Origin of the sequence: Sphingosinicella sp. (genome assembly GCF_052387495.1) — a bacterium.
Classification (GTDB): domain Bacteria; phylum Pseudomonadota; class Alphaproteobacteria; order Sphingomonadales; family Sphingomonadaceae; genus Allosphingosinicella.
Window position 1 is genome coordinate 1 of record NZ_JBQTJC010000289.1, and the last position, 9,035, is coordinate 9,035.

Below are 9,035 nucleotides of genomic sequence, written 5' to 3' on the forward strand. Positions count from 1 at the left end.
AGATGGGCCGCCACGGCTGGTTCGTGACGCCGGGCGACGAGCGCCTGCTCTACGAGTGCGACGTCGACTCGCGCTGGGCGGCCGCCTTCCGAGGTGCCGGCATCGACCCGCGCCTGCTCGCCGCGGAATCGGGCACCGCTTAGGCACATATAAAGATATCTTTATATTTGCATTTGCGGGCGGCCGCGGCTAGGGGAGACCCACGCGACCGCCTGATTTTTGCCGGCGGTCTTTTCGCATTTTCGAGGAGACGCACGTGGCCACCCAGCCCCAGACCCAGTTCAGCGACTATCTGATTCGCGACCTTTCGCTCGCCGATTTCGGCCGCAAGGAGATCGAGATCGCCGAGACCGAGATGCCCGGCCTGATGGCGCTGCGCGACGAGTTCGGCGCGGCCAAGCCCCTGAAGGGCGCGCGCATCACCGGCTCGCTCCACATGACGATCCAGACCGCGGTGCTGATCGAGACCTTGGTCGAGCTGGGCGCCGAGATCCGCTGGGCTTCGTGCAACATCTTCTCGACCCAGGACCATGCCGCGGCGGCGATCGCGGCGCGCGGCATCCCGGTTTTCGCCGTCAAGGGCGAGACGCTCGAGGAATATTGGGATTACGTCACCCGCATCTTCGACTGGGGGCAGGACACGACCTGCAACATGATCCTCGACGACGGCGGCGACGCGACGATGTTCGCGCTCTGGGGCGCGCGGGTCGAAGCGGGCGAGAGCCTGTTCACGCCAACCAATGAGGAGGAAGAAGTCTTCGCGGCGACGCTCAATCGCTTCCTCAAGGAGCGTCCCGGCTACCTCACCAGGACCGTGCAGGCGATCAAGGGCGTGTCCGAGGAGACCACCACCGGCGTCCACCGCCTCTACGAGCTCGCCAAGCAGGGCAAGCTCCCCTTCCCGGCGATCAACGTCAACGACAGCGTCACCAAGTCGAAGTTCGACAATCTCTACGGCTGCAAGGAATCGCTGGTCGACGCGATCCGCCGCGCCACCGACGTGATGCTCGCCGGCAAGGTCGCCTGCGTCGCCGGCTTCGGCGACGTCGGCAAGGGCAGCGCCGCGTCCTTGCGCAACGGCGGCGCCCGAGTCCTCGTCACCGAGATCGATCCGATCTGCGCGCTGCAGGCGGCGATGGAAGGCTATGAGGTCGTGACGATGGAGGAGGCCGCGACCCGTGCCGACATCTTCGTCACCGCCACCGGCAACATGGACGTGCTGACGCTCGACCATATGCGCGCGATGAAGAACATGGCGATCGTCTGCAACATCGGCCATTTCGACAGCGAGATCCAGATTTCGGCGCTGAACAACATGAAGTGGACCGAGATCAAGCCGCAGGTCGACGAGGTCGAATTCCCGGACGGCAAGAAGATCATCGTCCTCGCCAAAGGCCGCCTCGTGAACCTCGGCTGCGGCACCGGCCATCCGAGCTTCGTGATGAGCTCGAGCTTCACCAACCAGGTGCTCGCGCAGATCGAGCTTTGGACGAAGGCCGAGCAGTACGGGAAGGACGTCTACGTCCTGCCCAAGCATCTCGACGAGAAGGTCGCGGCGCTCCACCTCGGCAAGCTCGGCGTCAAGCTGACCACGCTCAGCCAGCGCCAGGCCGATTATATCGGGGTGCCGGTCGAAGGCCCGTTCAAGCCCGAGCATTATCGCTACTGAGGCTTGAATTTGTGACGTTCGTCGCGCTCTGGCGACGCTCGTCGCAATCGACGGGGCGCGATCCGCTGCGGCGTGGCATCCGGGAGTCGGTTCTCAACCACTTCCGGTTCGGCGGATCGATTTTTCCTCTAGGTCGATCCATCGGACCCCTTCCGGGAAGGCGGGGCGTCGTTCGGCGTCCCGCCTTTTCTTTCGGCCGGCGGCGCGGCTTTCGTTTCCGTGGGCCGCGTCTTAGAGAAGGCAGGATGGCGGAGTGGCCCCTTTCATGATCGAGCTGTCGCGCACGGCGCTGATCCTGATCGCCCTGGTCGCGGGCGGCTGGCTCGCGCTCGCGCTCTGGGCGACGCTGCGCGGGCGGCGGCTCGCAGCGGAGGCGGCCGCCGTGCTCGGCGCCTCCGACCGGTTCGAAGCCCTGCTCAACGCCGCGCCGGCGCTGCCGCTGCTGGTCAACGGCGACGGTTCGCTCGAGGGCGGCGAGCGGCTGGCGGGCTGGCTTGGACTCAACGCCTTGCCCCCGAGCTGGCCCGACCTTGCCGCAACGCTGGCGCCGAGCGCGCCCGATCTCGAACGGCTGGCCGGCGAGGCGGCGACCGGCGGCAGCTTCAGCCTCGCCTTCAGCCCGCCCGGCTCCGCCCGCATCCTGCGCGTCGATGGCGGCCCCGCGCCGCCCGGTTTCGCCGAGCGCGCCATCCTGCTCTGGTTCGCCGACGCTACCGAAAGCGAAGGGCAGATCGCCGCGCTCGAGGGCAAGCTCGATCGGCGCACTGCCGCGCTCGACGCGCTGTCGCGGCTGATCGAGGTCGCGCCCTTCCCGATGTGGCATCGCGGCCCCGATCTCGCGCTGACCATGGTCAACGGCGCCTATGTCGCGGCGGTCGAGGCCGAGGACGCGGCCAGCGTGGTCCGCGATGGCATCGAGCTGATCGACGAGGCGGATGGGCACACCCCATCGGGCGACGCCGCCCAGGTGCTCGAGCAGCAGACCGAGTCGCATCGCACCCTGCCCGCGACGATCGCCGGGGAGCGGCGGACGATGCGCGTCGTCGAGGTCCCGCTCGGCCGCGGCGGCGTCGCCGGCTATGCGATCGACGTCGAGGATCAGGAGGAGGCGCGCGCTGAGCTCGGCCGCTTCGTCCGCGCCCAGCGCGACATGCTCGACCGGCTCTCCGCCGGGGTCGCCCAGTTCGGCCGCGACCGCAGCCTGATCTTCTTCAACCAGCCTTTCGCCCGGCTCTTCTCGCTGACCGGCGAGTTCCTCGCCGACCGGCCCGAATTCGACCGGCTGATCGACGCGATGCGCGAGGCGGGACACCTCCCCGAGGTCCGCGATTTTCCCGAATGGAAGGAGGAGCGCCGGCGCTGGTTCACCAGCGGCCTCGCCGCCGACGAGGAGGATTGGCTGCTCCCGGGCGGCAAGCACCTGCGGGTCGTCGCCCAGCCGCTGCCCGACGGCGGCCTGCTCCTGATCTTCGAGGACCGGACCGAGCAGATCCAGCTCGCCTCCGCCCGCGACACCTTGCTCCGGGTCCGCTCCGCCACCTTCGACAATCTGTTCGAGGCGATCGGCGTCTTCGCCTCGGACGGCCGCCTCAACCTGTGGAACAACCGCTTCAAGGAATTGTGGGGGTTCGAGGAGGAGCAGCTCGCCGCCCATCCCCGCGTCGACGCGCTCACCCCGCATCTCGCCGCGCGCCTCAAGCGCGCCAGCCATGCCGGCCTGGTCCGCGAGCTGGTCCGCAGCGCCACTCAGGAGCGCAAGCAGCGCACCGGCCGGGTCAGCCTCGTCGACGGCCGCGAGTTCGAATTCGCCGCGGTGCCGCTGCCGGACGGCAACGCGCTCTTCACCATGCTCGACATCACCGACAGCCGGAAGGTCGAGGCAGCGCTCCGCGAACGCACTGACGCGCTGGAGGAAACCGACCGGCTGAAGACCGCCTTCGTCTCCAACATGAGCTACGAGCTGCGCACGCCGCTCACCTCGATCGCCGGCTTCGCCGAGATGCTGAGCCAGGGCTATGCGGGCGAATTGCCGCCGACTGCGGTCGAATATGTTTCCGCAATTCTCGACAGTGTCTCGCGGCTAAGCGCGCTCATCGACAACGTCCTGGACCTGACTCAAAGCGACATGGGCAGCCTCCTACTCGCGGAGGACGAGGTCGACCTCGCTGCCCTCTGCGAGGAGATCGCTGCCGGCATGCGGGAGCTGGCGGGCAGGAAATCGATCGAGCTCGCGGTCGAGATCGATCCCTCGGTCGGCATCGTCACCGGCGACACCCGCCGCCTCACCCAGGCGGTCGGCCACGTCATCGGCAACGGCCTGCAATATACGGAAGAGGGCGGCCGCGTCCTGTTCCGCGCCGAAGGGACGGCGGAGGAGGCGCGGATCATCGTCTCCGACAACGGCCGCGGCATCGCCGCCGCCGACCGCCGTCGCGTCTTCGACCGCTTCCACCGCACTGTCGACAGCCGCGTCGACGATGCGGCGACGGTCGGCCTCGGCCTGCCGCTCGCCAAGCAATTCATCGAGGCGCACGGCGGCACGATTGCGCTCCAGTCGCGGCTCGGGCAGGGGACGACCGTCACCATCACCCTGCCGCGCACCGCCGGCCAACAGGCGGACTATCCGACCCGGGAAGTGGCGGAATAGGTCATGGCGATCCGGCTGGACGATGCGGAGGCCACCGAAGCCTTCGGCCGGGCGCTGGCGCCGCTGCTGCGCCCTGGGGATGTCATCGCCCTCCAGGGCGCGCTCGGCGCGGGCAAGACGACGCTCGCCCGGGGCGTGCTGCGCGGGCTCGGCCATCAGGGTGATGTCGCCAGCCCAACCTTCCCGATCGTCCAATCCTATGATCCGCCCGACACACGCATCCCGTTCTGGCATGTCGATCTCTACCGGATCGAGCACCCACAGGAGTTGGACGAGCTCGGCCTCGACGACGCGCTGGCCGACGCCGCCATGCTGATCGAATGGCCCGAGCGGCTGCCCCGGCTGTGGCCGCACGCGCTGCGCCTGACCTTCGTGGTGGACGCAGCGGATTCCCGTGCCTTGACAGCCGAGGTGCCGCCCGCTTGGGGGAGCCGATGGTCGCCCCGATGATTCCGCCCGCCGCCGCGCGCGACTTCCTTGCGGGCTGCGGCTGGGAGGGGGCGGAAATCCTGCCGCTGGCCGGCGACGCCAGCTTTCGCCGCTATTTCCGCATCCGCCACCCGGCCGGACGGGCCGTGCTGATGGACGCGCCGCCGCCGCACGAGGATCCGCGGCCGTTCATGGCGGTCGCCGAATGGCTCGCGGAGGTAGGCCTCTCCGCCCCCCGAATCCTCGCCGCCGATCTCGACCATGGCCTGCTGCTGCTCGACGATTTCGGCGACGATCGCCTGCGCGAGGCGCTCGACGCGCTGCCCGTGCGCGAGGGCGAGCTCTACGCGATCGCCACCGACCTGCTCGTCCACCTGCACGGCCACCCGCCGATGCCGGGCCTCAGCCCGCACGGCCTCCCCGAGTGGCTCGACGAGCTGATGCTGTTCGTCGACTGGTATTGCCCGGCCTTCGATCTGGAGGTCGATCGCGAAGCCTATGTGAAGGCGTGGACCGAAACCTTGGCACCGGTGGACGGCGACGGTCTCGGCCCGGTCACCGTGCTGCGCGATTATCATGCCGAGAATATCATGCTCGTCGGCGGACGCGGCGGCATCGCCCATTTCGGCCTGCTCGATTTCCAGGACGCACGCGCCGGCCATCCCGCCTACGATCTCGTCTCGGTGCTGGAGGATGCGCGCCGCGATGTCTCTCCGCATGTCGAACGGGCGATGATCGACCGCTACGTCGCCGAGACGGCGGTCGATCCGGCCGCGTTCGCGCGCGCTTATTGGGCGCTCGCCGCGCAGCGCAATACGCGCATCCTCGGCGTCTTCACCCGCCTGTGGAAGCGCGATCACAAGCCGCATTACCGGACCTACCAGCCGCGCATGTGGGGCCTGCTCGAGCGCGATCTCGCCAATCCGGCCGCCGCGCCGATCCGCGCCTGGTTCGACGCCAATGTGCCGAGCGAGAAGCGCGCCCCCGCCTGGGCGGAGCTCGCCGCATGAGCCGCTACAAAAAGCCGCTCGCGCTCCGCCCCAGCCCCGGCGCATCGGTACCGGACACCGCGATGGTGATGGCGGCGGGGCTCGGCAAGCGAATGCGCCCCTTGACCGCGACCCGGCCCAAGCCGCTGATCGAGGTCGCCGGCAAGCCGCTCATCGACCATGTTTTCGATCGCCTGCGCGCGGCGGGGGTGGCGAGAGCGGTGGTCAACGTCCACTATCTTCCGGGCTCGATCGAGGCGCATCTCAAGCGGATCAAGGGCATCGAGATCGCGGTCTCCGACGAGCGCAAGCAATTGCTCGAGACCGGCGGCGGCCTGGTCAAGGCGCTCCCCCTGATCGGCGCCGATCCCTTCCTAGCGGTCAACGCCGACAATCTCTGGGTGGACGGGCCGGTTGACACGCTGAATTTGCTAGCCTCGGCCTGGGACGAGGCGCGGATGGACGCGTTGCTCCTCCTCGTCCCGCTCGCCCGAGCCAATTGCCATGCGGGCCGCGGCGATTTTCACATGAATGCCGCGGGTACGCTGAGCCGCCGCAAGCCGCGCGGCGTCGCGCCCTTCGTCTATACGGGCATCCAAATGATCTCGAAGCGGCTGTTCGAAGGCGAGCTGCCGGAAGGGCCTTTTTCCACCAACCGCCTCTGGGACCGCGCGATCGAGGCGGGCCGCTGCTTCGGCACCGTCCACCAAGGCCTCTGGTTCGACATCGGCCGCCCCGAGGCGATCCGGGAGGCGGAGGAGATGCTGCGGGAGGGGTGAGATTCCAGCTTTCGCTGGAATGACGACGCGGGGGTTCCTAGGCTCCCTACGATGAATCCCGCCGTCTTCACTATCCCGCCGCACCGTTCCTTCGCCGATGCGCTCGCGGCAGGGCTGATCGCTCGCTACGGGCGCGAGAAGACGGGGCTGGCGCGGGGTCTCTGCCTCGTTCCCAACAACCGCGCCGCCCGCGCGCTGCAGGACGCCTTCGTCCGCCGCTCGGAGGGGGGGCTCTTGCCGCCCCGGCTGGTACCGGTCGGCGATCCCGAGCTGGACGAAAGGATCGGCGGCATGCTGGAGCCGCTCGGGGAGGGCGAGGCCATTCCGCCCGCGATCGAGCCGGTCGAGCGGCTGATGCTCCTCGCCCGCCTGGTCCAGCGCCACCATGGCGGCGATGCGGCGGAAGCGCTGCGCCTCGCCGAGGACCTCGCCCGCACGCTCGATCAACTGCGGATCGAGGAGGTCGATCCCGCCCGCTTATCCCGCTTCGCCGAAGACGTGCCGGAGCTGTCAGCGCATTGGCAGAAGTCGCTCGACCAGCTTCGGCTGATTCTCTCCGACTGGCCGGCCATTCTCGTCGAGCGCGGGCGGATCGACCTCGCCGAGCGGCGCGGGCGGCTGCTCGACGCGGTAGCGAAGCGCTGGTGCGAGACTCCGCCGCCGGGCTTCGTCTGCGCCGCCGGCATCACCACCGTCGCCCCCGCGGTCGCCCGGCTGCTTCGCGCGGTGGCGCGGCTGCCCGAAGGGATGGTCGTCCTCCCCGCGCTCGATCCCGCCATGCCGCAGGAGGAATGGGACGCGCTCGGCCCGCACGAGCCGGACGAAATTAGCGGCCGCCGCGCGCCGTCGCTCGAAACCCATCCGCAATTTCACCTCAAGCTGCTGCTCGACCGGATGGGGGTCGGCCGCGGCGAGGTCCGCCTCTGGCGGCGGGGCGGCGGACGCGATGCCCCGGCGGCGCGCAGCCGCGCCATCGCCAACGCCATGGCGCCGCCCGTCTTCACCGAGAAATGGCAGCGGCTGAACCCCGCCGATCGCCGCCTCACGGGGGTGCGCGCGCTCGAGCTGGCCGATCCCGCCCAGGAGGCGCAGGCGATCGCCGTCGCCTTGCGCGAGGCGCTGGAGACGCCGGGGCGGACCGCCGCTCTGGTCACGCCCGACCGTGCGCTCGCCGCCCGCGTCTCGGCGCATCTTCGCCGCTGGGGCATCGCCGCGGACGACAGCGCGGGACGCCCGCTGTCCGAGACGCCGCCGGGGACGCTGCTGCTCGCGCTCGCCTCCGCCGCCGCCGAGCGCTTCGCGCCGGTCGCTTTGCTCGCTTTACTCAAGCACCCGTTGGTGATGGCCGGCCCGGCGCGTCTGCTCTGGCTGGAGGGCGTACGGCTGCTCGATCTCGCCCTGCGTGGCCCGCGCCCGGCGGTGGGGCTGGACGGGCTCGCCGCGCATCTCGCCGACCGGCGCGGGCGCGACGCGAGGCTCCGCGCCCAGGCCGAGGCCTGGTGGCACGACGCCGAACCGGTGCTGCGGCCCCTCGAAGCCGCCTTCGCCGAAAGCGCGAGCCTGGCCCACTATCTCGCCGCCTTGCGCGAGGCGGCGTTCCAACTCGCCGGCGACGCTGACTGGACGGGTCCGGCGGGACGCGCCGCCTCCGAGCTCTTCGCCTCGCTGGAGGAAGCGGCGGGGCAGGGGCCGGAGGAGGTGAGCGTCGCCGCGCTGCCTACGCTGCTGGAGCGGTTGCTGGCCGCACAAGCGGTGCGCCCGCCTTACGGCCAGCATCCGCGCATCTTCATTTGGGGCCTGATCGAGGCGCGGCTGCAGCAGGCCGATCTGATGATCCTCGGCGGACTGAACGAGGGGGTTTGGCCGGCTTTGCCCGCCCCCGATCCCTGGCTCGCGCCGCGGCTGCGCGCCGAGCTCGGCCTGCCCTCGCTGGAGCGGCGGATCGGCCTCGCCGCGCACGATTTCGCGGTCGGCCTCGGCGCGCCGCAGGTGCTCGTCACCCGCGCCCGGCGCGACGCCCGCGCGCCCGCCATCGCCTCGCGCTTCTGGCTCAGGCTGGAGGCGATGACCGGCGGCGTCACCCGCGCTCCGCTCTTGCGCAAATGGACGCGCGAGATCGACCGGCCCGCCGCCTATCGCCCGGCCACGCGCCCGGCGCCATCTCCGGAGAAGCGCCCCGACCGCATTTCGGTGACCGAAGTCGACCGGCTCAAGGCCGATCCGTTCGCTTTCTATGCCCGCCGCATCCTGCGCCTCAACGCGCTCGACGCGGTCGATGTCGATCCCAGCGCTGCCTGGCGCGGCAGCGCGGTGCATGCCGTGCTCGAGGCCTGGCTGAAGGAGGATGAGTGCGACCCGGCGAAGCTGCGCCCGCGCGCCGAGGCCTTCCTCGCCGGGGCCGACGCCCATCCGCTGATGCGCGCGCTCTGGCAGCCGCGGCTGCTGGAGGCGATCGACTTCATCGCCGGGCGGATGGCCGAGGACCGCGCCAATGGGCGCCGTCCGCTCGCCGCCGAGGCGGA

At 70.2% G+C, this 9,035-nt stretch carries 6 protein-coding genes; all 6 read left to right on the forward strand.

Going from position 1 to position 9,035, the window contains the following annotated elements; genetic code table 11:
• Positions 1-256: 256 nt before the first annotated feature.
• Positions 257-1,669, forward strand: a complete 1,413-nt coding sequence (ahcY, locus tag ACT4N8_RS15870) for an adenosylhomocysteinase (RefSeq protein WP_444859081.1) — start codon at positions 257-259, stop codon at positions 1,667-1,669.
• Positions 1,670-1,934: 265 nt separating this feature from the next.
• A complete protein-coding gene (locus tag ACT4N8_RS15875) occupies positions 1,935-4,316 on the forward strand; it encodes a PAS-domain containing protein (RefSeq protein WP_444859082.1) in 2,382 nt (793 codons plus the stop codon).
• 3 nt (positions 4,317-4,319) lie between these two features.
• A complete protein-coding gene (gene tsaE, locus ACT4N8_RS15880) occupies positions 4,320-4,766 on the forward strand; it encodes a tRNA (adenosine(37)-N6)-threonylcarbamoyltransferase complex ATPase subunit type 1 TsaE (RefSeq protein ID WP_444859083.1) in 447 nt (148 codons plus the stop codon).
• Complete coding sequence (locus ACT4N8_RS15885) at positions 4,763-5,755, forward strand: aminoglycoside phosphotransferase family protein (protein WP_444859086.1); 993 nt, start codon at positions 4,763-4,765, stop codon at positions 5,753-5,755. The genes tsaE and ACT4N8_RS15885 overlap by 4 nt, the downstream gene beginning before the upstream one ends.
• Positions 5,752-6,513, forward strand: coding sequence for a nucleotidyltransferase family protein (locus ACT4N8_RS15890; protein ID WP_444859084.1), 762 nt, complete (start codon positions 5,752-5,754; stop codon positions 6,511-6,513). The genes ACT4N8_RS15885 and ACT4N8_RS15890 overlap by 4 nt, the downstream gene beginning before the upstream one ends.
• Before the next feature lie 51 nt (positions 6,514-6,564).
• Positions 6,565-9,035: double-strand break repair protein AddB (addB, locus tag ACT4N8_RS15895; RefSeq protein ID WP_444859085.1), on the forward strand; the 2,471-nt coding region annotated here is incomplete at its 3' end.

What these genes read in the sequence shown, in the direction of transcription:
- ACT4N8_RS15875 (WP_444859082.1), top strand. Translation starts at nt 1,935, where the DNA reads ATGATCGAGCTGTCGCGCACGGCGCTGATCCTGATCGCCCTGGTCGCG.
- tsaE (WP_444859083.1), top strand. Translation starts at nt 4,320, where the DNA reads ATGGCGATCCGGCTGGACGATGCGGAGGCCACCGAAGCCTTCGGCCGG.
- ACT4N8_RS15885 (WP_444859086.1), top strand. Translation starts at nt 4,763, where the DNA reads ATGATTCCGCCCGCCGCCGCGCGCGACTTCCTTGCGGGCTGCGGCTGG.
- ACT4N8_RS15890 (WP_444859084.1), top strand. Translation starts at nt 5,752, where the DNA reads ATGAGCCGCTACAAAAAGCCGCTCGCGCTCCGCCCCAGCCCCGGCGCA.